Here is a 22,982-nt window from a genome sequence, read left to right as displayed (position 1 = left end):
GTCATGCTGCGCTCTCGACGTCCAGATCGAGAACAGAACCTGGCGATTTGGCCTGCGCCAGCAGCGAAACGAATTCGCGGGCTCTTGCGATGCTTGTGTGAGCTGCGAGGATGAGCACGCGCGCCTGCCTGGCCATGGCAAGCCGGGCGCCGTCGGATTCCCCGGACAGGATACCGACTACGTCCTCGGTCCTGCGAGCCGTGTGGATCGTCCGCTCTGGAAACAGGCTGTCCAGTCCGGCCCAGCTATCGCTGATGATCGCCGTGCCGCAGGCGGCTGCCTCGAAGAGGCGCACGCTGGGCGACCATCCGGCCGCGATCATGGAACTGCGCGTGACGTTCAACGTGTAGCGTTGGCGGCTGTAAAAGGCGGCGTGATCTGCCGGCGGCAGGTGTTCGATGCGATCCACATTGTCCGGCCAGGCGATTTCGCGCGGATATTGCGAGCCTGTCACGACGAAGCGGCGCTCTGGCATGCGACGCGCCGGTTCGAACAGCAGGGCCTCCAGCGTCGCCTGGCGGTCGGGGCTGTAGGTGCCGAGATAGCCGAGATCCCAGCGGATTGGATCACCGGTTCCGTGATGCCGTTCCGGGTCGACGGAGCAGTAGAGCGGCTCGGCCCGCCTCGCGCCGAATTCCGCCGTTAGACGGGCAAGCGTCGGCCCGCCGGTGAAGGAGAAGTAGACGTCGAAATACGGGACCTGCCGCCTGGCAATGTACTCGCAATCATCGGTCGAAAGCTTTGCCAGCGTGATCGGAGTGTCGATGTCGTAGAAGCAGAACTGACCCGTGCACAACGATGCCACGACGTCGATGATTTCAGGGCCTTCGGGAACGAAGGAGCCGACGACCACGATATCGGCATCGCGCAGGCAGCGCGCAAAATTGCGGCGAAGATCATCGATCGTTTCATAGTAGCGCAAGGCGCAGAAATCGGGATCGCGCAGATCCCGGTGACTTGCGTACCACGGCACGTCGCGTTCGAGAAAAGTGACGCGGTGGCCGAGTTCGTGGAGACCTTTAAGCAGCCCCCGAAAGGTGGTGGCATGGCCGTTTCCCCAGGATGAGGAGAGCGACAGGCCAAGAAAGACGATGTCGAGCGGCTTCGTCATTCGGCCGCCTCCACGGTCGGACGCTCGAAATGGCGCCTGAAGATGGCGTCGGCCAAAACGGCCCGTGTCGTATAGGTATGTTCGCCAAGTACCCGCCGAAGCGCCGATGCCCCGATCGCCTTGGCCCGTTCGGCACTAAGGCTTTGCATGATCTCGGCGACGTCCTCGCCATCGCGCGCGACCAGGATTTCCTCGCCGGGTTTCAGGAACAGGTCGACGCCGAGCCAGGCGTCGGTGATGAGGCATGCGCCGGCGCCCGCCGCCTCAAAAACGCGCGTCGCAGGTGAAAAGCCATTGGCCGCCATGCTGTCGCGGCTGATGTTCAGCACCGCCTTGGCCGTGACGTTCAATGCATTGTGGTCGCGCGTGCCGACATGGCCGAGCCATCGGACATTGGCGGGCATCTGCTTGTCGCCCCAGCCCGATCCGCCGAGCAGGAAGCGCTGATCGGCGGAGCGGCCGGCCGGGTCGAGGAAGAAGGCCTCGACGCGCGCCTCGCGGTCCGGCAGCCGGTTGCCGAGAAAGGCGAGATCGCAGGCAAAGCGCATGTCCTTGCCGACCGGATGATGCGTTTCCGGATCGAGCGCGTTGTAGATCGGCACGCATTCGGCCGCCCCCATTGCCCGATAGGCCCAGACCACCGGGTCGCCGCCGCCATAGGTCAGCACGAGGTCGATTTCCTGCAGCGCGCGATGCAGCGGATGGTCGGGCTCGTCGCGCAACTGGCCAAGCGTCGCCGGCGCATCGACATCCCAGAATACGGTGAGCGCATCGGCACGGGCGTGATCGAGCACCGCCCGCAACAGTGCGTCGTCGGCGAAACCGACGCCGCTCGCCTTGACGACGATATCTGCCTCCGCCGCTCGCGCCGCCACCTGCATCATGGCATGCGGAGTGGCCTCGTAGACGACGACGGCACACCAGTCCGGCGCCTCGATGTCGCGGTTCTTCTGGCGATCGTAGACATCGGGCTCATAGAAGGTGATGTCGTAGCCGAGCCTGGCCAAGGCCTTGAGCAGCCCGCGGTAATAGGTGGCCGCGCCGTTCCAGTAGGACGACAGCAGGCTTGACCCGTAAAATGCGATCTTCATTCGGCGGCCTCCTTTGCAAGGATCGTGTCGGCGGCTTGGCGGCGCCCGCATTCGGCGAGCACGCCGAACAATTGATCCGCCCGGTGCCGGCATGTGTGCCGCAAGCGGATGGTCTCGAGGCCCGATGTCGCCAGAGAAGCGGCGAGGTCCGCGTCGTGCAGCACGGCGCGAAGATGACGCCGCATCTCGGAACCGTTGTTTGCAAACAGAAAATCTACGCCGGGCCTGAACAGGCATTCGACATCGGACCACGGCGCCGAAACGAGCGGGATGCCGCAGGCGAGCGCCTCGAACATGCGGATGGTCGGGATGCCGGGCAGGCTTTCGCGGTATGGACGCCGCGGGATGTGAACCGTGATGCGGTTCGCCGCGAACGCCTTCGGCACGTCGGCATTGGCGATCCAGCCTTCGCAGCGCAGGCCGGCGGCCGCAAGGTCGGCGAGCGCCTCCCGCGGATAGCGAACGCCGTGGACGGTTCCGCTCAGGCCGAGTTCACGCACCGGGCCGACCAGGAACTCCCTGATTTCGGCACTGCGCTCGTCGTCGCCCCAATTGCCGATCCAGATAAGGTCGGAACTACGCTCGATTTCAGGATGCGGCTGGAACAGGTGGTCATCGGCTGCCTCGTGCCAGGTGAAGACCCGCTTGCCCCATCCGGCGCGAAGATAGCTTTCCCGCAGCGCCTCGCCGAAGGCGAGCACGCCGTCGTAATGTTCAAGCCGCAAGGCGGAAATCGCTTGCGTGGCCGAGATAGCGCGATGGTGCGTGTCGTGGAACAGCAGCGTGAAACGGCCGCCAGTTGCTTTCGCCCTGCCCAGCCGCGCAACAAGGTCCGGCTCGGTCCACTCATGCACGATCACCACATCGGCGTCGGAGATCCAGGCTTCGTGGTCGAAAGCGGCATCGTAGGTCACCGGCATCAACTCGGGGAAGTCCTTCCGGAATCGCTCGATTGCGAAGGACCCTTTCTCGGCCAGCAGGTTCGACCGGCTCCAGCCGTCGGCGGGCTCCAGCGCGATAGCCTGGTGCCCGCGCGCGACCAGCTCACGCATGATGCCGCGCAGGAAATGTGCGTTGCCGTGGTTCCAGTCGGAAACGATCGAATGGGTGTAGAATAAAAATCGCATAATCAATTATCCGCCATGGTGGCCAGGGCCGCCTTGTCGTAGACGCCGCGCATGGCGGTCGCCTGTCTTGCCAATGAAAATCTGCGGCTTCGGCGAGCGGCTGCTTCACCGAGCTCTCGCCGGCGCTGCGCGTCGCTGCAAAGGCTGTTGACGCATCTGGCGAGATCGCCCGGATCGCGCGCGTCGAAGAACATGGCCGCCCCGTCCCACAATTCGCGATAGGTCGAGATATCCGCGAGCACCAAAGGCGTCTTCGACATCGCGGCTTCCAGCGTGGCCAGGCCGAACGGTTCGTAGAGCGACGGCGATACGAAAATGCCTGCCCGCGCCATCAGCGAGCGCACTTCCTCATGTGGCACCGGTCCGACGGGAACGGCGTGACTGAAGCCAACATGCTGGCCGTCCGGGCCTTGCAAGGAGCCGGCGACGAAGACCGGCCATTGCGTCAGGGAGGCGGCCTGGTCCAGCACCGCCGCATTCTTTCCTTCGTCCCACCAGCGCGCGGCGGCGAAAACCACCGATTCCCGTCTTTCGCTCTTCGCGCCGGGCCGCGCCCCGTTGCCGACGACGCTCAGGCGGGCGATCGGCCCGTAGCAGGTTTCGAGCATGTCGGCATGGCTGCGGCTGGGTGCAACGACAATGCCTGTTTTGTCGAAACCGCGCCGGTTGCGGTCCTTCTGCCAGGCCCATTCGCCGTCCGCCGCCTGTCCCTTGACGGCGTGGAACCATGTCACCACGCAGGAATGCGACACCGTCACGATCGGGCAGGGCACATCGAGCCCCGCGGCCTGCGTCGGCGCGTTGAGATGGACGATTTCGACGGCGTAGTCACGTATGAGCGGGTGCAGCTCCGGCTGCAATGTATCGAGGTCGTGCTCGTTGCGGGTCATCCAGTCGGGCGGCGTGTTGAGCCAGGTCAGCGCCGCGAATGACTGGGCCTCCTCCGCCTGCTGCCTGGACGGTTCCGGACCAAGCCCGGCAAGCACGACGCTGTCGCCGCCGGCGACCAATTGCCTGGCCAGATCGAGCGCATAGCGCCAGACGCCACCGACGGCATCGACGGTCATCAGTATGCGACGCGGCGGGCTCAGCGTCCGCAACATGTGGCCTCCAATTCAGCCAGCGGACGCGGACGCTTCTCCTGGATGTCGCTGAACGTTCGGAAGGATGCGAGGTAATGTTCATGCGCGCGCTCCCAGGCGAGATCGTCCGGCTCGCCCCAAAGTTCGCGGTAGCTCGGCGAACTCGGATAAGGATAGAGCGGCACCGGTTCGTTGGCCCAAACGCCGTTGTCGATCAGGTGCTTCCGCCAATAATCGACGAGCGCGGGATCGTCCTCGACCACGCCGATCAGATTGGCCTGCACGAACGGCACGTGGCGCCTTGCGTCGACCAGCAGCGCGGCCAGCTCCTCGGTGCCCAAACGGCAGCGTTTTGCCAGCATGGCGCGGCCTTCCACAGTCAGGCTTTCGAGGCCCGCCTCGATCGAGACGCAGCCGGCGGCACCGAGCAGCTTCAGCAATTCCGGCTTCCAGAGGTCAATACGGGTCTGCACGCCGAACTTCACATCGCGATCGACCAGCGCCTCCAGCAATGCCTTTTGCGGCAGGAAGATCTCGTCGATGAAGTAGATGTAGCCGACACCCTGTGCGATCAGCCGGTCGATCTCGGCGATCACTGCTTCGTGGTTCCGGCGGCGGTAGGCATCGCGGAAATCGATCTTGGCGCAGAAGCTGCAATTATACGGGCAGCCGCGCGACGCCTCGACCTCCGCGCCAAAGCCGACCTGGTTGTCGTCGAAGCGATGATGGTGGTGCGAATGCGCGGCAATCCAGTCCGACGGCCATTCGAGCGGCGGGTGATCGATGAACGAGCTCGCATGCACGCCGCCGTTCGAGACCAGTTCTCCATCCTCGAAATAGGCCGTGGACGGCACCGCGCTCCAGTCGTCGCGCCGGGCAAGTTCCGCGACCACTTCCTCGCATTCGCCGCGCACGACGATGTCGACGCCTAGCTTGCGCAAAGTCGGCGTCGGCGTCGCCGAGCCATGCGGCCCGACGGCGACGGTGCGACCGCCGCACCCGGCAAGATGATTGAGGAAATCGGCCGGCACCCGCAACTCGGGCGGTGCGCAGCGCCAGAACAGGTAGGTCGGCGCGGTGCTGACGACGGTCATGTCAGGCTCGAATGCGGCGACGCGATCGGCGAGCGCGGCGTTGTCGAGCTTCTGGATCTGCCCGTCCAGCATCAGCACCTCGTGGCCGGCGGCGTCGAGCAGCGCTTTCGAATAGCCGAGTTCGAGCGGCAGATGCGGCTGGCGGCAGCCGAAATAGATGCTGTCCTGGTACGTCCAGGACGGATTGACCAGAGCGACCCTCATGCCACGTACCTCGCCGGTTCGGGATGCGGGTCGAGGCGATGACGCTGCAGCCAGTCGGCGAGGTCGCGGATGCCGTTTTGCCACGGGACGTGCGCTTTCCATCCCAGCGCCGCCTCGATCGCGCGTGTGTCGGCGACGAAGAACGGTTGGTCGCCGGTGCGTTCGCGGTCGTAACGGATCGGAACGTCCCGTTTCGTTATGTCGCGAATCTCGTTCAGCAGCGTGCGCAGGCTGACGGCGTTTTGTGGTCCGCCGCCGAGATTGAATGCTTGGCCGCTGATTTCCTCGATCCGGTCGAGCACGGCGCGATAGGCCGCGACCGCGTCGGCAACGTGGAGGATGTCGCGCACCTGCTTGCCGTCGCCATAGATGGTGATCGGCCGGTCCGAGAAGGCGCTAAGCAGGAAGTGGGCGACCCAGCCCTGATCCTCCGTCCCGAACTGGCGCGGTCCATAGATGCAGCTCATGCGCAGCACCGCCGTCGGCAGGTCGTATGACTTGGCGTAGTCGAGGACATACTGGTCCGCCGCGCCCTTGGAGCAGCCATAGGGCGTGCAGAAATCGAGGCCGCGCGTCTCGTCGATGCCGTGCGCATGGACGGCCGCGTCGCGAGGCGCGTATCTGCCGTCCTCTTCGCGCATGGCGAGATCGGCAAGGCGGCCATAGACCTTGTTGGTGCTGGCGAAAACGACGGGGGTGCGCTTGCCGCTGCGGCGAGCGGCTTCCAGGACGTTGAACGTCCCGCGCAGGTTGACGTCGAAATCCTCGTCCGGTCGAACCAGGCTCGTGGTGACGGCGGTCTGCGCTGCAAAGTGGAAAACCGCCTTTGAACGCGCCACCAGCGGCGCGAGCGCCTCGGCGTCGCGGATATCGGCGATTTCGATGGTCAGGCGGCTGCCGTGCTTTTGCGTCAGCCATTCCAGGTTCTGCTCGACGCCGGGACGGCTCAGGTTGTCGATGACCAGCACCAGTTCGCCATCCGACAACAGGCTGTCGGCGAGGTTGGAGCCGATGAAGCCGCTGCCGCCGATAATGGCGATGGGCATTTCGCGAAAATCGGGTGACTCCGGTCTCATGATACCAGCCCTCGCGCTTCGAGTTCCCGCTTCATCTCGGCGCTGCGATCGATGGCGACCGTGTTGCGCACCCAGGCGACGAAATCGCCGAGCGAATGCTCCAGCCGGTACTGCGGCTGGAAGCCGAGCAGTTCGCGCGCCTTGGAGATGTCGGCAAAGCAATTGCGGATATCGCCGGAGCGTGCCTTGCCGAGGATTTCCGGCTGGCGGCCAGGCACGCCCATCGCTTCGGCGAGCAGCCGGGCGACATCGCTGACCGCGTAGGCTCGCCCGCTGCCGATGTTGATGACGTGGCCGCGTGCCTGCGGCTGTTCCAGCGCCAGCCGGAAGGCGCGGGCGACGTCGCGTACATGCACGAAATCGCGCTGCTGTTCGCCGTCCTCGAAGATCAGCGGCCGCTGGCCGTTGGCGATGCGCGAGGCGAAGTTCGCGAGGACGCCGGTATACGGGTTCGAGAGCGCCTGTCCGGCGCCGAAGACATTGAACAGGCGCAGCGCCACCGCATCGACCCCATAGGCTTCGCCGAAGATCAGTACGGCGCGTTCCTGGGCGTATTTCGTCAGCGCGTAAATTGAGGCGAGATCGACCGGTTTCTGTTCGTCGGTCGGCAGCGGCGACAGGACTTCACCTTCCGGGGACAGGGGATTCCATTGGCCGCTGCGGATATCGTCCGGCTGCCGTCTTGCATTGTCGATGCGCCGGCCGTCCGGCGTCGCATAGAGACCCTCGCCATAGACGCTCATCGACGAAGCAACGACGATCCGTTCGATCGGGCGTTTGATCAGCGCTTCCAGCAACGTGGCGGTGCCGAGGTCGTTGGCGCCGACATAGCGGGCGATCTCGTACATGGACTGGCCGACGCCCACTTCAGCCGCCAGGTGAATGATCGCGTCGACATCGTCGACCGCCTCTGAGATGGCGTCGCGATCGCGAACGTCGCCTTTGATCAGCTTGGCGCCTGGCGGCAGGCTGATTGCCTCGCCACCATGCACCTGGTCCAGCAGCGCATCGAGAATTGAAACCCCATAGCCATGTTCAACGAGTTCCTGGGCGACGTGGCGGCCGATAAAACCGCAGCCTCCCGTGACCAGTATACGTTTCACGACAACTCCTCATACGAATGGCTTTGCCGCCCCAAACTTCCGGGCGAAAGGTTTGTTCCCTTGCTTCAACAAAGTTCCCGGAACGCTGCGCTCCGAAAGCGACCCCGCCTCGGGCTGGGCACGGGAACATCGAAGCGCGCTTGGTGTTAGGAGCCATAATCAACCAACCGCGCGCACATGCCGGGCAGCAATGCATCTGCTGGTTGTGTGAGGGCAGACCGGAGCAACGCGTGAGATCTCGCGGCCTGCGGTGGAATCGAAGGGAGATTGCGATGTCTGAATCCAGGACGACCACCGATCACGACGAAATCCGCCGTTGGGCCGAGGACCGCGACGGGCGACCGGCGGTGGTGCGCACCAAGGGCGAGGGAGGCATACTGCGCATCGACTTCGGCGAGCCTGAAGAGACGTTCGAGCCTGTCGAATGGGACGAGTTCTTCAGGATCTTCGATGAGAACGAACTGGCCTTCCTCTACCAGGATGAGACCAGCGGCGGAAAGACCAGCCGCTTCAACAAATTCGTCGAACGCAGCCGGAAGTAGGATCGCGGCAAACAGCGGCCACGGTCAGTGCAGCAGGTTTGGCCCGCGTGCCCTGACGATGTTTCGCATGATGCCGTTGAGCCAGTCCTCCGTGGAGGAGCCGGATCGTCTCTTGTCGATTTCGCCGATGGCCTGTTCGAGCGTTCGCTCGACCAGCCGGTCGGAGGCCTCCACATCTCCCAGCAGCAGGCGCGCCGCGAGCCTGAGCTTGGGCAGCAGCGAAAATACGTCGTCCGAGGGCTCCGACGATCGGCCTCCTTTCGATGCCGACGTCTCGGCTGGGAAGAGAGCATCGAAGACAGCCTGGCCGTTCGAGGATTTTCGGAGGCTGCTGGCATAGCGAAGGCGCTCAGGAATAACGATGTCTTCGTCGCCGCTGAAAAACACGAACGGCACGCCACGGCGCATCAACTCGTCGGCGATCGGGAATACCCGTCGTCCGTTGAGATTGACGTCCAGGATCGCGGCCTCCGCCTCGTCCGTATGTTTTGATGCCTGTTCGACCGTCGCCACCGGGCCAAGCACCACGGCGCCCATCTTGCTGAAGTAACGTGCAAGATCGCCCGCCAGCATCCATTCGTCCTCGACGATCAGGATATGCAAGCCTTGCAGGTCGCGCACCTCATTGTTCCTTCTTCCTGCGGGATTTACGGCTGTCGGCGCGGACTTCCGCAAAATGGCGGGCCAGGACCTCTTGCAACCGTTCCGCGAGCGCGAGCAGGCGAGGCGGGATGTTTTCAGATACCGGGAACTTGGTCAGATCCGGCGAGGGCAACAGGATTCGCTTGGCCGGCTTTATTTCAGGTGGTCGTCTTGCCATTGGAACCGCCTCCGAAGTCAAATGTTAATGCCCAGCCGCGGTGCTTTGTTCCGTTACTGGACTATTTACTGGCCTCAGGCTCGGCCCGGTCTTAGTCTGAGGCGTGATTAGGGTCTGAGGCCCGATTTGACGGCTTTGTGTTCGCGGCTGTTACCAGGGGCTTGGCGTGGCATCCCAGAATGGCAGATTTCCCATAGTCGGCGTCGGTGCATCGGCCGGCGGCATTCCGGCGATGGAGGGCTTGTTCAAGGGAATGACCGGCGGCACCGGCATGGCGTTCGTCGTCGTCACGCACCTCAGCCCGGAGCGGGAAAGCCTGCTGCACGAGGTCATCCGACGTTACACCGAAATGCCGGTCTTGGTGGCCGAGGAGGGGGCAGCGGTCCAACCCGACCAGGTCTATGTGATGCCGCAAAACGTCGTTCTCACCATCCGTAAGGGCGCGCTTTCGCTGCGCCGGCCGAACACGTTCAGCCGCGAGCGCAAGCCGATCGATATCTTCTTCAGCGCATTGGCCGAGGACCAGGGCGAGTATGCCGTCGGCATTATCTTGTCGGGTGGCGATTCGGACGGCACGCTCGGCGCCAGGGCAATCAAGGAGCATGGCGGGCTGACCATTGCCCAGGCCTCCAACGGTTCCGGCCCGCGCAATCCAGCCATGCCGCAGAGCGCGATTTCGAGCGGCCTGATCGACATAGCGGCGCCCGCCGAGCAGATCGGTGCAAAGCTTCAGGCGTTTGTCCGCGGTTTCGACGTGCTGAACGGCCTGACCGAAGCAGACGACGAACACAAGGCCGAGATGGATCGAGCCCGCGATGAAATCTACACCATTTTGCGCAGCCATTCCGGTCACGACTTTTCCGGCTACAAGGCCAAGACGTTCCTGCGTCGCGTAAAGCGGCGCATGCAGATAACGCAGCTGCAGTCGATCACCACCTACACAGAACGGCTGAAAAGGGATCCGGACGAGGTGGCGAAGCTGTTTCGGGACCTCCTCATCAACGTCACCAGCTTTTTTCGCGACGCCGACGCGTTCAAATTGCTGGAGGACAAGATCATACCGCAGATTTTCGAAGGCAAGAACGCCTCCGATGCGGTGCGTGTGTGGGTGCCCGGCTGCGCCACCGGCGAGGAGGTGTTCTCGATCGGCATGCTGATGCGCGAGCGCATGGAGAAACTTTCGGCGCAGCCGCGCGTCCAGATATTCGCGACCGACATCGATGAGCCGGCGCTCGCGGTGGCGCGTGCGGCACGTTATCCAGAAGCGCTGCTGCACGGGCTTTCGCCCGAGCGCAGGCAACGCTTTTTCCACAGTGACGGCGAGAGCTATGTGCTCGGCAAGGAGGTGCGCGAACTGTGCATCTTTTCGCCGCACAGCATTATCCGCGACCCTCCCTTCTCGCGCATCGACATGATTTCGTGTCGCAACCTGCTGATCTATTTCGGCCCGCAGATCCAGAACCGGGTCATCCCGATCTTCCACTACGCGCTGCGCCCGGGCGGCTATCTGTTCCTCGGGACCTCGGAAACCATCGGTCAGCACGGTGACCTGTTCGCCACGGTCGACAAGAAGCAGCGGATATTCCAGGCGCGGGAACATGCCACGCCGCGGCCGCCGGTCCTGATCGGCAATGGCCGCACGGGTGCCCTTCCGGTCGGACGCGGCGGCTCGAAGAAGGATGCGACCAGCCATTCACTGCGCCAGGCGATCGAGGCTCAGGTGCTGGAGCGGTTCGCCCCGCCTCACGTTCTGGTCAATGGCGATGGCGACATCGTCTACTATTCGGCGCGGACGGGCAAATATCTGGAAGCGCCGCAAGGCGCCCCGAGCCGGCAGTTGCTGACCCAGGCCCGCCACGGGCTGAGACTGGAACTGCGCGCCGCGTTGCGGGAAGCAGCCACGACGCGCCGCACGGTCGTGCGGGAGAATATAGCGGTCGAGGAAGACGACGAACAGCTTCAGTTCATTACATTGACGGTCGAGCCATACACGGAACGCGGTAATGGCGAGCCCCTCTACCTCGTCCTGTTCAATCCGGTGGGACAGTCCCAGATCCGCTCCGAGCCGGCACACGAAAGCCGCGGCACCGACGACGCGGCCGATCTCGAGCGGGAGTTGCGCGACACACGCGAGCGGCTGCAATCGACCATCGAGGAATACGAAACCGCGCTGGAGGAAGTAAAATCTTCGAACGAGGAACTCGTCTCCGTCAATGAAGAGGCGCAGTCGACCAATGAGGAGCTTGAGGCCTCGAAGGAGGAGATGCAGTCGCTCAATGAAGAGCTAAACACCATCAACGCGGAGCTGACCGGCAAGATAGAGGAACTCGATCGCGCCAACAGCGATCTCAGAAACTTGTTCGAAAGCACGGAAATCGCCACCATCTTCCTCGACCGCAACCTTGTGGTGCGGACCTTTACTCCCGCCGCGTCGTCGTTCTTCAACTTGCGTCCGTCCGATGTCGGCCGCCCGCTGACCGATCTTTCGAGCCGACTCGACTACCCCGAGTTGAAGCGGCACATCCAGGCGGTGTTCGAGACGGGAGAGACCCTGAACCATCACCTTGCGCGCGATGACAACGGCCGGTTTCACCTGGTTCGCATCAACCCTTATCGGGACAAGAGCGGCGGCGTCCAAGGCGTGGTCGTGACCATGATCGACGTGACGACGCTGGCGCAGGCGGAAGAGCGTCAGCAGGTGCTCATCTCGGAGCTGAACCATCGCGTCAAGAACATGCTGGCGGTCGTCGCCAGCATCACCAACCGGACCCGTGAAAACTCGGCGTCGAAAGACGAGTTCGCCGACGCCTTGATCGGCCGCCTGCAGGCGATGTCACGAGCATACAGTCTGCTCTCGCGAGAAAGCTGGACCGAAGCTTCCGTCGAGGAACTGCTGCGCCAGGAACTCGATCCCTTCGGGGCCGAACGGTTCGAACTCCATGGCAAACGGGTGAGCCTCAAGCCGGTACAAGGGCTTTCCTTCGGCATGGCAATCCATGAACTGGCGACGAATGCCGCTAAATATGGCGCCCTTTCGAAACCTGCCGGGCGGATAGTCGTGAAATGGTCGGTGGCGGACGGAACCTTCAGGCTCACTTGGCGCGAGAAGGGCGGCCCCCGCATCAAGGAGCCAACCGACAGCGGCTTCGGCCTTACCCTTCTGCGCGGAGAAATCGGCTACCGGCTGGGCGGAAAGGTTGAAACAACTTTCCACTCAAATGGTTTGGAGGCGGAAATCGCATTCCCTCTGACCCGTGAGGGCTCGTCGTGACCGGAAAGATGCGTGTGCTGATCGTCGAGGACGAATGGCTGATCGCCGACGACGCGGCGGCTTACCTGCGCAAAGCCGGCCATCAGGTGGTTGGACCTGTTTCGTCGGTAACGGCGGCACTCCGGCTCGTTGGCGAAGGCGGGATCGACGCCGCGTTGCTGGATATCCAGTTGAACGACGAGACCAGTTATCCGATCGCGGAAGCGTTACGGATGCGCGGTGTTCCGTTCGCCTTCCTCTCCGGGTATGGCGAACGCGAAATTCCAGCCGGGTTCCGCGCTTGCAGGATGGTGCAGAAGCCGGCGAGCCAGAGTGCGATCCTGAATGCCGTGGATGAACTCGCGCGAGCCGGCTGAGATCGCGATTGAAAGTCGCGCCAGGTCACATCGGCGTGGTGCGTGCCTGCCGCGAACGACGAACGCCTATGGCAATATCCGCACCGGTACCGATTTGACCGCCGGAACATGAGCCCTCTCGGCTCTGTGCCACAAAGGAACCAGCGGGTTGAGCTCGGGGTAGTAACCGGCACAATTTCCCTCCGGCACCGAGTAAGGCGTGATGCGCAGTCCGTGCACGCGGCGCCCCACACCGTCCCGCGCGTTGGCTTCGAGATCGACCTCCTGTCCCGCGCTCAAACCGAGGCGCTGGATATCCTTTTCATTCATCAACAGCACCATACGTGTGCCGCTGATGCCGCGCAGCCGGTCGTTGTAGCCGTAGACGGTGGTGTTGAACTGGTCGTTGGAGCGCACCGTGATCAGTGTCAGCACATCATCGCCGGCGACATCGATGTCGGGATCGGTTTCAAGGCCACTTGGCAGCTTGAAATTGGCCTTCTTGTTCGGCGTCTCCCACACCCGCTTGCTCGCCTTGATGTCGCGATGGAAGCCGCCGGGCGTCAGGAAACGCTCGTTGAAGTCGCGGAAATGTTGGGGGTAGCAGCGCTCGATTTCGTCGCGGATGCGGGAATAATCCCCAACCCACTCATCCCATGGGATCGAACTCCTGCCCGGCACCGTGGCCTTGGCGAGTTCGGCGACGATCCTGGGCTCTGAAAGCAGATGCGGCGAAGCCGGAGGTCGCGATCCGAACGAGCCGTGGATACAGGCGGTGGAATCCTCTACCGACACCCTTTGGTCGCCGCTTGCCTGATGGTCTCTTTCCAGCCGTGACAGGCAAGGCAGCAAATAGGTTGCCCGGCCGGCGGCCAGGTGACTGCGGTTGAGCTTGGTCGCGATCTCGACATGCAGGTCGAGCCCACGCCAGGCTTTCTCGACCAGGCCGGTTTCCGGCACGGCCCGCACGAAATTGCCGCCGAGCCCGACGAAGCCCTTGACCGATCCGTCGATGACGCCTTCGCAGGTTTCGACCGTATCGAGACCTTTTTCGCGCGGCGGTTCAAAGGCGTAGAATTCGGCGAACTTGTCGAGCGGGACGAGCTCGGGTTTTTCCGATATGCCGACGGTGCGCTGCCCCTGGACATTGGAATGGCCGCGCAGCGGCGAAATGCCGGCGCCGGGTTTTCCGATATTGCCGCGCAGCATCAAAAGGTTGCACAGCATCTGGACGTTCTCGGTGCCGTGCCGATGCTGGGTCAAGCCCATGCCGTAATTGCCGATCACCGCGTTGGCATGGCTGTAGACCTCGGCGACATGCTCCAGGTCGGTCTGCGCAATGCCGGATCGCGCGACGATATCGCTCCACTGGGTTTTGCGCAGGAAGGCTTCGAATTCGGCGAAGCCATGCGTGTGTTCGGCGATGAAAGCCGTGTCGAGGACACGCGTCCTGCCGCTTTCGCGGGCGTCGTCGTCGAGCGCCAGCAACGCCTTGGCGATACCCGTCATCGCGGCGATATCGCCGCCCGAACGAACCTGGAAGTAGTCGCTGGACATTTTGGTACCCGGTCCGGGCGACAGCATGTCGAGGGGGTTTTGCGGATTCTTGAAGCGCTTCAGTCCCCGCTCGGGCAAGGGATTGAAAGTGAAGACGGGCACGTTGCGTTGACGTGCCTCCTGCAGCGGATGCAGCAGGCGCGGCGCCGTCACCCCGGTGTTGTGCCCGAAGAAGAACATCATGTCGCATTTCGCAAAGTCTTCGAGCTGCACGGTCCCGACCGGCGAACCGATCGATTCCGGCAAGCCGACCGAGGTCGATTCGTGACACATGTTGGACGAATCGGGCAGGTTCGAAGAGCCATAGATCCGCGCAAAAAGCTGGTACACGAACGAGGCCTCGAGCGAGGCCCGGCCGGACGTGTAGAACACCACCGATTTGGGATCGAGCCGCCGCAGTTCGGCAGCGATGTCGCGGAATGCATCGTCCCAGGAAACCGGCTCGTAACGGTCGGTGGCGGCATTGTAGCGCATGGGCTCGGTAAGCCTGCCCTGCTTCTCAAGATCGTGGTCCGGCCAATCGAGCAGTTCCGTCACCGAATGCTCGGCGAAGAAAGCCGGTTCGCAGCGCAGCTTGGTCTGGTCCCACATCGTCGCCTTGGCGCCGTTTTCACAGAATTCGAAAGGCCTCGGCTGGGCTGGCTTTGCCCATGAGCAAGACACGCACATATAGCCGTCGGCCTTGTTCTGCTTGAGCAGCGTGCTCCATATCCCGGACAACAGCAGGCCTTCGCCGCGCGCCTTGCGGACCAGGGATTTGAGCGATCCCCAGCCGCCTGTCGGGTGGTCGTATTTCTTGGTTTCGATGCGATCGGTTACGGCGGGTTTCATGCGAGCCACTCCCTGTAAGAAGAGCATGCATAAGAACCCGCCGTAAGGCTGAATGTTCCGGGCCGGGTCCGTACCGTCTCGCCGGAACCATTTCCGCCATCGTTTGTTCGGCCCGAAGAAAGGAGCCGCGCGAAATGGAGCGACGTAACGCGTTAATTGCGATGGTGATTTCGGCCATCATCATCGTCGGCTTTCTCATCGGCTTTTTGTACGGCGATATGGGCTGGCGAACTTCGCCGCTCAAAAGAGCCCCTGAACAGAACCAGGGTGGCAATGCTCCGGCCGATACCTCGCCTGCCGCCGGCATCAAGAAGAACCCCAAGGAAAATACCGAAATGCCAGGCCAGCAATGAGTGAGGTCAGCAATGAAGGCAGGTAATGCCACGAACTGAAACGGGGTCCTGTTTTTGCGGCGCCATAACGGCGGAGATGCGCGGCGAGCCGTTCTGGATTTGCTCCGATCACGATGACGACTGCCGCAAGGCGATAGGAAGCCCGCTAACGGTGTGGGTCGGCTATCGGCCTTCCGAATTCACATTGCTCACCGGCACGCCCAAGACCTTTTCGAAAACCCCCGGCGTGCTCCGGTCCTTCTGTGCGGATTGCGGAACATCGATCGGCTATGTCGACCAGGGCCTGCCCGACGAACTCTATCTGTCGATCGGCTTTCTCGACCACCCCGAACGGTTTCCGCCGCAGGCCCACGCATATTGGGACATGAGGCTTCCCTGGGTCGACTTTCCAGACGAGCTGCCGCGGGTGGGAAGGTATTCGAGGCGGCGCGATCCCGCTTTCGGAAATCCGGCGGACCGCTAGCCTGCTGCCCGCTTGGAGGTGGAAAACGTACCGTTCGCAGTTTCGTACGAATACGACAATTGGCGCGCGGCCGAAAACGCGCAATTATAGGCCAATGGGCCGCCGTTTGGATGACAAGCTCGATTGCAAGGCGTGCGGGACGATCCTGATGGAAATTCCCGACAACCCGAAGGATTCGACGCCGATCTATTGCAGCAATTGCGGCGCCTATCTTGGCGAATGGGGCGATCTGCAGGAGGATTTCTTCAGGCAGGCGTTCGGTGCCCAGGCCTTCGATCTGAACAACGGAAACATCATCAAGAAATAATCCTGGATCCCGCCGGCCAAGCCACCGCCTGCGGGCCCGGCTATTCGCGGCAATTGCCGTTCGGACCGGGCCATCGGGAACCTTTCTCCCGAGCCGCTTGTTTGGGTGACGGAAGGAGACACGCCATGAGCACAAAACCTCCCCCTGTGCCGCCGAAGAACCTGAGCCCAAAGGGCACCGGTGACAAAAAACCGGTAGCAGCCGACCAGGCACCGCAATCAGCCGTTCCGGATCCCGACAAGCAGGGCCAGCAAGGCAATACGAAGGTCAACACCACCCATCAAGGCAACGTCCAGGATCGCTAGGTCATGTCCACGTCGAAGAAGACTCCTGCCAGCATCCGCCAGGGCGGTCCCGGCGCCGCGCACGAAAACGCCAAGAAGCCGCTGAGCGTCGAAAAGCCGCCGGCCGACTCCGACCGTCGCAGCCACAGCAAGGTTTCCGGCGGCGGCGGCGAACACGACAGCCACCATACCCACGACCCCGAAAAGAAAGGCGACACCCGGTCCGCGCATCAGGACAAGTGAAGTCGGCCGGCGACGCGACGATCGGTGAGGTTCGAGCGAAGTGTCAGCGGGGACGGCGCGCCGAGGCAATCGGCACGACGTTGTCGACCACCGGCAAGTCGAACAGCATCGGAAGCCCCCGCGTCGCGGCCATCTCCACGATCAGTTCTTCGATGGAGTGATCGGTCAGACGCGTCTCGACGCCCAGCCGGATCATCGCCGCCAGCTTGTGCACCGGCACCGGCACGGACTTCGCCCGGTCGTCGAGCAGCTTGCTGATTTCGATCACGACGTCGGCGTCGATATTCCTGGGCAAGTCTCGCATAAGCGCCTCCCCGCCAAACGAAACGAAAAGCCCGCCGCACCTTTCGATACGGCGGGCGATCCAGTAATGCGTACCGGCGAGGGATCGGGGTGGGCGTGCCGGCGCGCGCAGATCGCAAGTAATTTTAGTTAAATCCGTCAACTTCGATGTGTCACGGAAAAACGTCTGTACGTTTTTTACCGAACCGCGCGGATCGTTAGCTGTCCCCGCCGTGGCGCGGCGCGGCAGCACGGATGGCGCGATCCATTGCCCTCCGGACAGCGAACTCAAACAGTATACATTATAAACTTAAAACATCTTGCCAGGTGATCCAGCCTATGCTCCACTTGAGCCGGGAACATGGCTGATAGGTGGATTTCTGCCGACACGTGGCTGCATTTCAAACGGCACGACTGCGAGAACACAGCCTCAAACAATATACGAAATCTTCGCATGGGAAGGCGTGGATGACGGAAACGATAGAGCTCAAACGGGTTGGCGATGGCAATCTGCGTGCCCAGGTCTATCAACAAATCCGGCTGACGATACAGCATGGCGAATTGGCGCCTGGCCAGAAGCTCGTCGATGTCGATATTGCCGCCCAGCTCGGCATTTCCAGAATGCCTGTCCGTGACGCCTTGATGCAGTTGGTGCATGAGGGCTATCTCGTCGGCACGACACGCGGCTTCACCCTGCCCACGCTTACCGCGACGGATGTCGCCGACATCTTCGAGGTCCGCCGCCTGCTTGAGCCACGGGCCGCCGCGCACGCGGCACGGACACTTGACGCCGCTGGCCTCAAGACCCTGGCAGCCGCGCTTCGGGAGGCCGAGGCTGCGGCCGCCGCCGGCGATGCCGACCGCTTTTTCCAGGCCAATTCGGCATTCAGGAATTGTTGGCTCGGCGCCGTCGAGAACGAGCGCCTTTCCCAAACGATTGCAAGGTTCGCCGACCATGTGCTCGTCGTGCGCTTAAGGACGCTGTCGCACCAGCCGACGCAGGCCGTCATCGTTGCCGGCATGCGCGCAATCTATGAGGCATTCGTCAAGCGCGACGCCGTCGCCGCTTACGACCGCATGACCCACTTCATTCAGAACGCCGAGGAGCGTTTCATGAAGCTTAGCCCACCGTTTCAAAACTCCAACGGTGAAGGTGAGGGCATGTCGCGGCAGGGGAAAGCATGATCAGGAAGCAGCACCCGCTGAAAGGGCCGAACAGGTTCAAGCTCGGCGTATTTTCAATGAACGCCGATGGCGGCCTGGCAATGACTACCGTCCCCGAGCGCTGGCGTGCCCGCTGGGAGGACAACCTCAATTCCGCCTGCATCGCCGACCGCGCCGGCCTCGAGTTTCTGCTGCCGATCGCCCGCTGGCGCGGCTTCGGCGGTTTGACGCATGTGCGGGAATGGTCGTTCGAGACTTTCACCTGGGCGGCGGGCCTTGCTGTCGCCACGGAAAACATCGGCCTGTTCATGACGGTGCATGTGCCGCTGGTTCATCCGCTGCAGGCTGCAAAAGCGCTGGCGACGGTCGACCACATCTCCAATGGGCGGGCCGGCTTGAACATTGTCTGCGGCTGGAACCCCGACGAGTTCGCGATGTTCGGGCAGACGGTCGGCGATCGAACCTACGATCAAGCGGAGGAATGGATCAACATCATCGTGCGTGCCTATCAATCGAGGGAGCCGTTCGACTTCGGCGGCGAGTTCTATGATCTGAAGGGGGTCGTCAGCCGGCCGCCAAGCCTGCAGGCGCCGCGACCGGTGACCATGAACGCCGCCTTCGGCGCGCCGGGGCGCAACTACGCAGCGCGCCACTGCGATTATCTGTTTTCGACGTTTTCCGAAATTGCCGACGGCCGTGCGCATGTGGTCGACATCACCAACCGCGCGGCCGAAGTCGGGCGCGAAGTCGGCGTCTGTACAGTTTGTCACGTCGTCTGCCGGGAGACCCAGCAGGAAGCCGAGGATTACTACCGGCACTACGCGTTGGAATGCGCGGACGAGGGTGCGGTCGACGAGCACATGCGCAAGAAGAAGGAATTCGCGAACTCGCACGATGCGAAGGCTTTCACCGAATATCGGCAAAGGTTCGCCGGTGGTGCCGGGACGTTCCCGCTCATCGGCACGCCGGAAAAGATCGTCGACGACCTCACCGAGATCATGGAACAGGGTTATTCCGGCGCCGCCCTCACATTCGTCAACTACACCTACGAATTGCCCTTCTTCTGCGACCGCGTGCTGCCGCTGATGCGCCAGGCCGGGCTTCGAGTAAATTGATGCCGGCGGCCGCCATTCCGACGCCGTGGGTGGATGGGCACGACTCCATCAATCCGCGCGCGTTCAAGCAGGCTATGCGGGCCGTGGCGGGCTCGGTCGCCATCCTCGCGTCGGAACATGACGAGATCGGTTTTTGCGGCATCACGGCGACGGCTCTCTGCTCGTTCAGCGCCGAGCCGCCGTCGCTGCTGGCTTGTGTCAACCGCGGCAGCACCTTTGCCTCGGTCATTCACGAAGGTTTGCCGTTTTCGGTCAATCTTCCCGCCGGCGACCAGGAGAACGTTGTACGTGCCTTTGGCGGCATGACCAAAGCCAAGGGCGCCGCGCGGTTCTCGTCCGGATCATGGGTGCGTGGCGAAACCGGCGCGCCCTTGCTTGTCGGCGCACGGGCAATATTCGAATGCCGGGTGGCCGAAATCATCGTGCGGGCATCGCACATGATCGTCATCGGCATCGTGTCGGGCGTTGCGCTGGACCGCGCTCATCGATCGCCGGTCTTCTACGCGCATGGGCGGTTCCTGACAGTAGGAGATGATGCCAACTAACCGCCGTTCACGCGGCGGCGCGGCGATTGCAATTTTAGATCGAACCCGATCATGGACGAACTATCAAAGGGAGTATGGCAATGCGCATTTGGAAATCCCTTGTTCTGGCTGCACTCATGTCGGGTGTGGCGGGTAGCGCCGCGGCCGAAGAGGTCGTCCTCAACGCCGTGCATTTTACGCCGACGCAGAACGGCTACGCGCAGAGCTTCCTGAAGTTCGTTCAGAAGGTGAACGAAAAGGGCAAGGGCGTGGTCCAGATCAACGTCCGTGGCGGGCCGGAGGTCATTCCGCCGATCCAGCAGGGCGCGGCGCTCAGGAGCGGCCTGATCGATGTGATCGACACACCGGCAGGGCAGTTCCTCGAACTCGTGCCCGAAGGCGAGGTTTTCTCCGCATCGACGAAGACGCCGTGGGAGGTTCGCGACAATGGCGGCTGGGACTTCATCAGCGGGATTTTCGAGAAGAAGGCCAATGCCCATCTGCTGGCGCATGTCGACGCGGGCTCGGGCTTCAACGTCTTCACCGTCGACGAACCCAAGCTCAACAGCGAAGGCAGCATCGACTGGGGCAGTCTGAAGATCCGCTCGTCGCCGCTCTACCGCGATTTCCTTGAATCCTTGGGCGCAACGGTGATCGTGCAAGCGCCGGGGGATGTCTATACCTCGCTCGAGCGCGGCGTCGTCAATGCCAACGCGTATACCGTGTTTGGCTATGCGTCGTTCGGCTGGGACAAATTCACCAAATACCGTGTCGACCCGCAGTTCTTCAAAACCGACGTGCTGATCTCGATCAACAAGGCCAAATGGGACACGCTGTCGCCCGAAGCGCAGAAGCTGCTTGCCGACACGGCCGTCGAATACGAGCGCGCGAGCTATGACGCCAACCTTGCCCAGTCCGAAAAACAGGCACAGGCGATGATCGACGGCGGGCAGAAGGTGATCAGCTTGACCGGCGCCGGCCGCGACAAATTCCTGGCGGCTGCCACGCAGGCGAGCTGGGCGAGAATGGCCAAACGCGATCCCACCAACATCGATCAGTTGAAGAAATTCTTCCAGTAGCCCGAGCCGAGGGTGCCTTGCGTGCCCTCCATCAAAGCTGGGCCAAGAGGACGAAGGTGGACATGGGGGTCGTCGGGCATGGACAGATTGTTTGCAGCGATTGGGAAGCTGAGCCTTGCGTTGGCGGCGGCGGCAAAAGTGGTGCTTGGCCTCATCATCGTCGCGGTGGTTGCTGATGTGTGCGTCCGCAATCTGGGCCTGAGGCCGCTTGCCTGGGCGGTGTCGGCGACGGAATACGGCCTGCTCTACGCGGCATTCCTGCCGATGCCCTGGCTGGTCCACAGCAAGGGCCATGTCTTCGTCGAGTTCCTGCGCCAGGCGCTGCCGGTGCGGGCACGGGTGGTGCTTGAAAAGCTGGTCTATCTCGCCTGCATCGGCGTCAGCCTCTACCTCGGCAGCGTCGCTCTGTCTTCGCTGACAAGTGCCGTTGCGGGCGGCGAATACGAAACGCGCAGCTTCGATATGCCGAAATGGCTGGTCTTTCTGCCCATCATGCTCGCCTTCTATCTCTCGGCGCTGGAATGGCTCAGATATCTGCTCGGCCGTGACACGCTGTACACGCTCGATCCGCTGGAAATGGAAGGGCTCTGACCGGTGGCCTGGCTGTTTCCATTCGCCGTGCTCGTTGGCACCATCCTGGTGTTGATGGGCCTTGGGCTGCCGGTCGCCTTCGCGTTCTTCGTCACCAATGTGATCGGGCTGTATCTGTTCTTCGGCGGCTCGATCGGCGTGACGCAGATGGTCGCCAACTTCTCCGACGCTGTCTCGACCTACGCGCTTGCCCCGCTGCCGATGTTTCTCGTCATGGGCAGCCTGTTCTTCCGCTCCGGCCTCGGCGAGAAGGTCGTCTACGCGCTCGACCTGTGCATCGGCAATCTGCGCGGACGCCTCGCCTATGTCGTGCTGGCCGCCGGCACGATCTTTTCCGCGCTGTCGGGCTCGAGCCTCGCCAATACCGGCATGATGGGCTCGCTGATGGTGCCCGAGATGCTGAAGCGGGGCTACAAGCCGCACATGGCCTACGGCCCGGTGCTTGGCGCCGGAAGCCTTGCCGTCATCATCCCGCCATCCTCGCTGGCCGTCTTGCTCGGCTCGCTGGCCCAGATCGACGTCGGCGCGCTGCTCATAGCGGGGGCTCTGCCGGGACTGCTGCTCGTTCTCATGTACGCGGCGCTGATCTTCGCGCAGACAAAGATCGATCCGGACGCCGCTCCGCACTATCCGGTGCCCGCCGTCCCCGCGGCCGAGAAGGTGAGGGCGGTCGCCGTCAACATCATTCCGATGAGCGTCATCGTGTTCATGGTGGTCGGCACGATCATCCTTGGAATAGCGACCCCGACCGAGTCGGCAGGCCTCGGCTGTGCCGCTGTCTTCGCCTTGTTGTTTGTCTACCGGCGGTTCAGCTGGTCGGTTGTCTGGAAGTCGCTGGACGATGCGATGAAGGTCACCGGCATGACCTTCCTGATCATCTCGGCTTCGACGACGTTCTCGCAGATATTCGCCTTCTCCGGCGCCTCCAACGGCTTTATCCAGTTCATCGTCGGCTACGATCTTGGACCGTATCCCATGCTGCTCATGATGGTGCTCGTCATCCTGCTGCTCGGCATGTTCATGGATCAGGTCTCGATGATGCTGATCACGCTGCCGATCTTCCTGCCGATCGCCCAGCAATTCGGCTACGAGCCGGTATGGTTCGGGCTGATCCTGCTGCTCGCCTACGAGGTCGGCTTCACCACGCCGCCGTTTGGCCTGCTGCTGTTCATCATGATCGGCGTTGCGCCGAAAGGCACATCGCTCAAGACGGTTGCCATGGCTGCGGCGCCTTACATCGCGCTGACGCTTCTGCTGATCCTGCTGATTGTCCTCTTTCCGCAGATCGCTCTCTTTCTTCCGAATTTGATCTAGTCGAACTCGATCCAGCAGG

25 protein-coding genes are annotated in these 22,982 nt (G+C 62.6%); 14 read left to right on the top strand and 11 right to left on the bottom strand.

Features of this window, described 5'->3' with window-relative positions; translation table 11 throughout:
• Position 1: 1 nt before the first annotated feature.
• The 7 genes from NKH33_RS02400 to NKH33_RS02370 are packed head-to-tail and all read right to left on the bottom strand — an operon-like array spanning position 2 to position 7,888.
• Positions 2-1,111 carry a CgeB family protein gene (locus tag NKH33_RS02400; protein ID WP_352472880.1) on the bottom strand — a complete coding sequence of 370 codons (1,110 nt, stop codon included), beginning with the start codon at positions 1,109-1,111 and terminating at the stop codon, positions 2-4.
• Positions 1,108-2,202 carry a CgeB family protein gene (locus NKH33_RS02395; RefSeq protein ID WP_254818801.1) on the bottom strand — a complete coding sequence of 365 codons (1,095 nt, stop codon included), beginning with the start codon at positions 2,200-2,202 and terminating at the stop codon, positions 1,108-1,110. The genes NKH33_RS02400 and NKH33_RS02395 overlap by 4 nt, the downstream gene beginning before the upstream one ends.
• Complete coding sequence (locus NKH33_RS02390; RefSeq protein WP_352472881.1) at positions 2,199-3,329, bottom strand: CgeB family protein; 1,131 nt, start codon at positions 3,327-3,329, stop codon at positions 2,199-2,201. Before NKH33_RS02390 ends, NKH33_RS02395 begins: the two co-directional genes overlap by 4 nt.
• A gap of 2 nt (positions 3,330-3,331) precedes the next feature.
• Positions 3,332-4,432 (bottom strand): glycosyltransferase family 4 protein, encoded by a 1,101-nt coding sequence (locus NKH33_RS02385; RefSeq protein ID WP_352918090.1) that lies wholly within the window; start codon positions 4,430-4,432, stop codon positions 3,332-3,334.
• Positions 4,417-5,709, bottom strand: a complete 1,293-nt coding sequence (locus NKH33_RS02380; protein ID WP_352472883.1) for a TIGR04295 family B12-binding domain-containing radical SAM protein — start codon at positions 5,707-5,709, stop codon at positions 4,417-4,419. Before NKH33_RS02380 ends, NKH33_RS02385 begins: the two co-directional genes overlap by 16 nt.
• On the bottom strand, positions 5,706-6,785 hold the full coding sequence (locus NKH33_RS02375) for an NAD-dependent epimerase/dehydratase family protein (protein WP_352918088.1): 1,080 nt from the start codon (positions 6,783-6,785) through the stop codon (positions 5,706-5,708). Before NKH33_RS02375 ends, NKH33_RS02380 begins: the two co-directional genes overlap by 4 nt.
• Positions 6,782-7,888, bottom strand: coding sequence for an NAD-dependent epimerase/dehydratase family protein (locus NKH33_RS02370; protein ID WP_352472885.1), 1,107 nt, complete (start codon positions 7,886-7,888; stop codon positions 6,782-6,784). Before NKH33_RS02370 ends, NKH33_RS02375 begins: the two co-directional genes overlap by 4 nt.
• A 272-nt stretch (positions 7,889-8,160) precedes the next feature.
• On the opposite strand from NKH33_RS02370, the gene NKH33_RS02365 reads away from it, so the two are divergent.
• Entirely contained in the window at positions 8,161-8,430 is a 270-nt protein-coding gene (locus NKH33_RS02365) for a hypothetical protein (protein WP_352472886.1), read from the top strand.
• A gap of 24 nt (positions 8,431-8,454) precedes the next feature.
• On the opposite strand, the gene NKH33_RS02360 is transcribed toward NKH33_RS02365, so the two are convergent.
• Both NKH33_RS02360 and NKH33_RS02355 read right to left on the bottom strand, forming a co-directional pair.
• Entirely contained in the window at positions 8,455-9,051 is a 597-nt protein-coding gene (locus NKH33_RS02360; RefSeq protein ID WP_352472887.1) for a response regulator, read from the bottom strand.
• A 1-nt stretch (position 9,052) separates the two neighbouring features.
• Positions 9,053-9,250 (bottom strand): hypothetical protein, encoded by a 198-nt coding sequence (locus tag NKH33_RS02355; RefSeq protein WP_352472888.1) that lies wholly within the window; start codon positions 9,248-9,250, stop codon positions 9,053-9,055.
• Positions 9,251-9,416: 166 nt separating this feature from the next.
• Between NKH33_RS02355 and NKH33_RS02350 the strand changes: the two genes are divergently transcribed.
• Positions 9,417-12,521 (top strand): CheR family methyltransferase, encoded by a 3,105-nt coding sequence (locus NKH33_RS02350; RefSeq protein WP_352472889.1) that lies wholly within the window; start codon positions 9,417-9,419, stop codon positions 12,519-12,521.
• Complete coding sequence (locus tag NKH33_RS02345; RefSeq protein ID WP_352918086.1) at positions 12,518-12,877, top strand: response regulator; 360 nt, start codon at positions 12,518-12,520, stop codon at positions 12,875-12,877. Before NKH33_RS02350 ends, NKH33_RS02345 begins: the two co-directional genes overlap by 4 nt.
• 66 nt (positions 12,878-12,943) lie before the next feature.
• Here NKH33_RS02345 and NKH33_RS02340 read toward each other — a convergent pair whose 3' ends face one another.
• Positions 12,944-15,244, bottom strand: coding sequence for an FdhF/YdeP family oxidoreductase (locus NKH33_RS02340; RefSeq protein WP_352918085.1), 2,301 nt, complete (start codon positions 15,242-15,244; stop codon positions 12,944-12,946).
• Between the two features lie 134 nt (positions 15,245-15,378).
• Here NKH33_RS02340 and NKH33_RS02335 point away from each other — a divergent pair, with 134 nt between their 5' ends.
• The 5 genes from NKH33_RS02335 (at position 15,379) to NKH33_RS02315 (ending at position 16,894) form a co-directional block, all read left to right on the top strand.
• Positions 15,379-15,597 carry a hypothetical protein gene (locus tag NKH33_RS02335; protein WP_352472892.1) on the top strand — a complete coding sequence of 73 codons (219 nt, stop codon included), beginning with the start codon at positions 15,379-15,381 and terminating at the stop codon, positions 15,595-15,597.
• Between the two features lie 25 nt (positions 15,598-15,622).
• Entirely contained in the window at positions 15,623-16,060 is a 438-nt protein-coding gene (locus tag NKH33_RS02330) for a GFA family protein (protein WP_352472893.1), read from the top strand.
• A 148-nt stretch (positions 16,061-16,208) separates the two neighbouring features.
• Entirely contained in the window at positions 16,209-16,367 is a 159-nt protein-coding gene (locus NKH33_RS02325) for a hypothetical protein (protein ID WP_023716639.1), read from the top strand.
• A gap of 125 nt (positions 16,368-16,492) precedes the next feature.
• Positions 16,493-16,672: a hypothetical protein gene (locus NKH33_RS02320; RefSeq protein ID WP_352472894.1), complete on the top strand. Its 180-nt coding sequence runs from the start codon at positions 16,493-16,495 to the stop codon at positions 16,670-16,672.
• 3 nt (positions 16,673-16,675) lie between these two features.
• Complete coding sequence (locus tag NKH33_RS02315; protein WP_352542035.1) at positions 16,676-16,894, top strand: hypothetical protein; 219 nt, start codon at positions 16,676-16,678, stop codon at positions 16,892-16,894.
• Positions 16,895-16,937: 43 nt separating this feature from the next.
• On the opposite strand, the gene NKH33_RS02310 is transcribed toward NKH33_RS02315, so the two are convergent.
• The gene (locus tag NKH33_RS02310; RefSeq protein ID WP_352472896.1) at positions 16,938-17,429 is read right to left on the bottom strand and encodes a hypothetical protein; all 492 of its coding nucleotides are present in this window, start codon (positions 17,427-17,429) and stop codon (positions 16,938-16,940) included.
• A gap of 215 nt (positions 17,430-17,644) precedes the next feature.
• On the opposite strand from NKH33_RS02310, the gene NKH33_RS02305 reads away from it, so the two are divergent.
• The 6 genes from NKH33_RS02305 (at position 17,645) to NKH33_RS02280 (ending at position 22,963) form a co-directional block, all read left to right on the top strand.
• Positions 17,645-18,361, top strand: coding sequence for a GntR family transcriptional regulator (locus tag NKH33_RS02305; RefSeq protein ID WP_352472897.1), 717 nt, complete (start codon positions 17,645-17,647; stop codon positions 18,359-18,361).
• Complete coding sequence (locus tag NKH33_RS02300; RefSeq protein WP_352472929.1) at positions 18,361-19,455, top strand: LLM class flavin-dependent oxidoreductase; 1,095 nt, start codon at positions 18,361-18,363, stop codon at positions 19,453-19,455. The genes NKH33_RS02305 and NKH33_RS02300 overlap by 1 nt, the downstream gene beginning before the upstream one ends.
• Positions 19,455-20,000 carry a flavin reductase family protein gene (locus NKH33_RS02295; protein WP_352472898.1) on the top strand — a complete coding sequence of 182 codons (546 nt, stop codon included), beginning with the start codon at positions 19,455-19,457 and terminating at the stop codon, positions 19,998-20,000. Before NKH33_RS02300 ends, NKH33_RS02295 begins: the two co-directional genes overlap by 1 nt.
• Positions 20,001-20,080: 80 nt before the next feature.
• Positions 20,081-21,058 carry a TRAP transporter substrate-binding protein DctP gene (dctP, locus tag NKH33_RS02290; protein ID WP_352472899.1) on the top strand — a complete coding sequence of 326 codons (978 nt, stop codon included), beginning with the start codon at positions 20,081-20,083 and terminating at the stop codon, positions 21,056-21,058.
• 78 nt (positions 21,059-21,136) lie between these two features.
• Positions 21,137-21,649, top strand: coding sequence for a TRAP transporter small permease (locus tag NKH33_RS02285; protein WP_352472900.1), 513 nt, complete (start codon positions 21,137-21,139; stop codon positions 21,647-21,649).
• Positions 21,650-21,652: 3 nt separating this feature from the next.
• A complete protein-coding gene (locus NKH33_RS02280) occupies positions 21,653-22,963 on the top strand; it encodes a TRAP transporter large permease (protein WP_352472901.1) in 1,311 nt (436 codons plus the stop codon).
• Positions 22,964-22,982 lie beyond the last annotated feature (19 nt).

It is taken from the genome of Mesorhizobium sp. M1182, from assembly GCF_040318335.1.
Taxonomy (GTDB): Bacteria; Pseudomonadota; Alphaproteobacteria; order Rhizobiales; family Rhizobiaceae; genus Mesorhizobium.
Note: the sequence above shows the minus strand (reverse complement) of the source record. Positions and strands in the feature narration are given on the sequence as shown.

Bases quoted from the DNA above. Each gene is read 5' to 3' on its own strand.
- NKH33_RS02400 (WP_352472880.1), bottom strand. From the start codon at position 1,111: ATGACGAAGCCGCTCGACATCGTCTTTCTTGGCCTGTCGCTCTCCTCA.
- NKH33_RS02395 (WP_254818801.1), bottom strand. From the start codon at position 2,202: ATGAAGATCGCATTTTACGGGTCAAGCCTGCTGTCGTCCTACTGGAAC.
- NKH33_RS02390 (WP_352472881.1), bottom strand. From the start codon at position 3,329: ATGCGATTTTTATTCTACACCCATTCGATCGTTTCCGACTGGAACCAC.
- NKH33_RS02385 (WP_352918090.1), bottom strand. From the start codon at position 4,432: ATGTTGCGGACGCTGAGCCCGCCGCGTCGCATACTGATGACCGTCGAT.
- NKH33_RS02380 (WP_352472883.1), bottom strand. From the start codon at position 5,709: ATGAGGGTCGCTCTGGTCAATCCGTCCTGGACGTACCAGGACAGCATC.
- NKH33_RS02375 (WP_352918088.1), bottom strand. From the start codon at position 6,785: ATGAGACCGGAGTCACCCGATTTTCGCGAAATGCCCATCGCCATTATC.
- NKH33_RS02365 (WP_352472886.1), top strand. From the start codon at position 8,161: ATGTCTGAATCCAGGACGACCACCGATCACGACGAAATCCGCCGTTGG.
- NKH33_RS02355 (WP_352472888.1), bottom strand. From the start codon at position 9,250: ATGGCAAGACGACCACCTGAAATAAAGCCGGCCAAGCGAATCCTGTTG.
- NKH33_RS02340 (WP_352918085.1), bottom strand. From the start codon at position 15,244: ATGAAACCCGCCGTAACCGATCGCATCGAAACCAAGAAATACGACCAC.
- NKH33_RS02335 (WP_352472892.1), top strand. From the start codon at position 15,379: ATGGAGCGACGTAACGCGTTAATTGCGATGGTGATTTCGGCCATCATC.
- NKH33_RS02330 (WP_352472893.1), top strand. From the start codon at position 15,623: ATGCCACGAACTGAAACGGGGTCCTGTTTTTGCGGCGCCATAACGGCG.
- NKH33_RS02325 (WP_023716639.1), top strand. From the start codon at position 16,209: ATGGAAATTCCCGACAACCCGAAGGATTCGACGCCGATCTATTGCAGC.
- NKH33_RS02320 (WP_352472894.1), top strand. From the start codon at position 16,493: ATGAGCACAAAACCTCCCCCTGTGCCGCCGAAGAACCTGAGCCCAAAG.
- NKH33_RS02315 (WP_352542035.1), top strand. From the start codon at position 16,676: ATGTCCACGTCGAAGAAGACTCCTGCCAGCATCCGCCAGGGCGGTCCC.
- NKH33_RS02305 (WP_352472897.1), top strand. From the start codon at position 17,645: ATGACGGAAACGATAGAGCTCAAACGGGTTGGCGATGGCAATCTGCGT.
- NKH33_RS02295 (WP_352472898.1), top strand. From the start codon at position 19,455: ATGCCGGCGGCCGCCATTCCGACGCCGTGGGTGGATGGGCACGACTCC.
- dctP (WP_352472899.1), top strand. From the start codon at position 20,081: ATGCGCATTTGGAAATCCCTTGTTCTGGCTGCACTCATGTCGGGTGTG.
- NKH33_RS02285 (WP_352472900.1), top strand. From the start codon at position 21,137: ATGGACAGATTGTTTGCAGCGATTGGGAAGCTGAGCCTTGCGTTGGCG.